The 1,828-nt window shown below is 63.6% G+C and carries 1 protein-coding gene; it reads left to right on the top strand.

The annotated features are described in order from the left end of the window. Window positions 1-162: 162 nt before the first annotated feature. On the top strand, window positions 163-1,828 hold a 1,666-nt coding region (gene lepA, locus VF497_RS02610), incomplete at its 3' end, for a translation elongation factor 4 (protein ID WP_330885974.1).

Genomic DNA, 1,828 nt, shown 5'->3' on the forward strand with positions numbered 1-1,828 from the left:
GGATTAACTGCCGGCGTTCGAGCTGCTGTTGGCAGCTCAACGCCGGCGCAAGGGCCCGCTCGTCGGGCCCTTCGCTTTTCTGCTCCCGAATTTCCTTGCGATTCATGCGATAATGTGAAATTCACCGGCGCGCGTCTGCGCCGGTTCGTTTATCGGCATCCCATGGAACTCATTCGCAATTTCTCCATCATCGCCCACGTCGACCACGGCAAGTCGACGCTGGCCGACCGCATCATCCAGCTTTGCGGCGGGCTCGAAGCGCGCGAGATGGAAGCGCAGGTGCTCGATTCGAACCCGATCGAGCGCGAGCGCGGCATCACGATCAAGGCACAGTCCGTCTCCTTGCCGTATACGGCGAAGGATGGCAAGACCTACCAGTTCAACTTCATCGACACGCCGGGTCACGTCGATTTCAGCTACGAAGTCAGCCGCTCGCTCTCGGCCTGCGAAGGCGCGCTGCTCGTCGTCGACGCGGCGCAGGGTGTCGAAGCGCAGTCGGTTGCCAATTGCTATACCGCGGTCGAACTCGGCCTCGAAGTCGTGCCCGTGCTCAACAAGATCGACCTGCCGACCGCCGACATCGACAAGGTCAAGGAAGAAATCGAGGCCGTGATCGGCATCGATGCGACCGATGCGGTCGCGATCAGCGCCAAGACCGGCCTCAACGTCGTCGACGTGCTCGAGGCGATCGTCGCACGCATTCCGCCGCCGAAGCCGCGCGACACCGATCGCTTGCAGGCGTTGATCATCGATTCCTGGTTCGACAATTACCTCGGCGTCGTCTCGCTCGTGCGCGTGATGCAGGGCGAGATCAAGCCGCGTGACAAGCTGCTCGTGATGTCGACCGGGCGCACGCACGAAGTCGATTCGGTCGGCGTGTTCACACCGAAGCGGCTCGTGAAAGACGCGCTGCGCGCGGGCGAGGTCGGCTGGGTCACGGCGTCGATCAAGGACGTGCACGGCGCACCGGTTGGCGATACGTTGACCTTGGCCAGCAAGCCTGCGGACAAGCCGCTGCCGGGTTTCCAGCAGATGCAGCCGCGCGTATTCGCCGGTCTGTTTCCGGTGTCGGCCGACGACTATCCGGCGCTGCGCGAGGCGCTGGAGAAATTGAAGCTCAACGATGCCGCGCTCGTGTTCGAACCGGAGTCGTCCGAGGCGATGGGCTTCGGCTTCCGCTGCGGCTTCCTTGGCTTGCTGCACATGGAGATCATCCAGGAGCGGCTCGAGCGCGAATACGATCTCAACCTGATCACCACCGCGCCGACCGTGATCTACGAGATCCTGCGCACCGACGGCAAGGTCGAGCCGCTCGACAACCCGGCCAAGATGCCGGCAGTGAACTACATCGAGGAAATCCGCGAGCCGATCATCGTCGCCAACATCCTCACGCCGCCCGAGCACATCGGCAACGTGATCAAGCTGTGCGAGGAAAAGCGCGGCGTGCAGCGCTCGATCAACTACATGGCCAGCCAGGTGCAGATCAGCTACGAGCTACCGCTGGCCGAGGTCGTGCTCGACTTCTTCGACAAGCTGAAGTCGGTCTCGCGCGGCTACGCCTCGATGGAATACCACTTCGAGCGCTTCCAGGCCGGCCCGCTCGTGCGCGTCGACGTCCTCATCAACGGCGACCGCGTCGATGCGCTGAGCCTGATCCTGCACCGTTCCAGCGCGGATCGGCGCGGGCGCGAGCTGGTCGAGAAGATGAAGGAGCTGATCCCGCGCCAGCAGTTCGACGTGGCGATCCAGGCGGCGATCGGCGCGCAGATCATCGCGCGTTCGACCGTGAGGGCGCTGCGCAAGAACGTGCTCGCCAAGTGCTACGGCG

Origin of the sequence: Rudaea sp. (assembly GCF_036383415.1) — a bacterium.
Classification (GTDB): Bacteria; Pseudomonadota; Gammaproteobacteria; order Xanthomonadales; family Rhodanobacteraceae; genus Rudaea.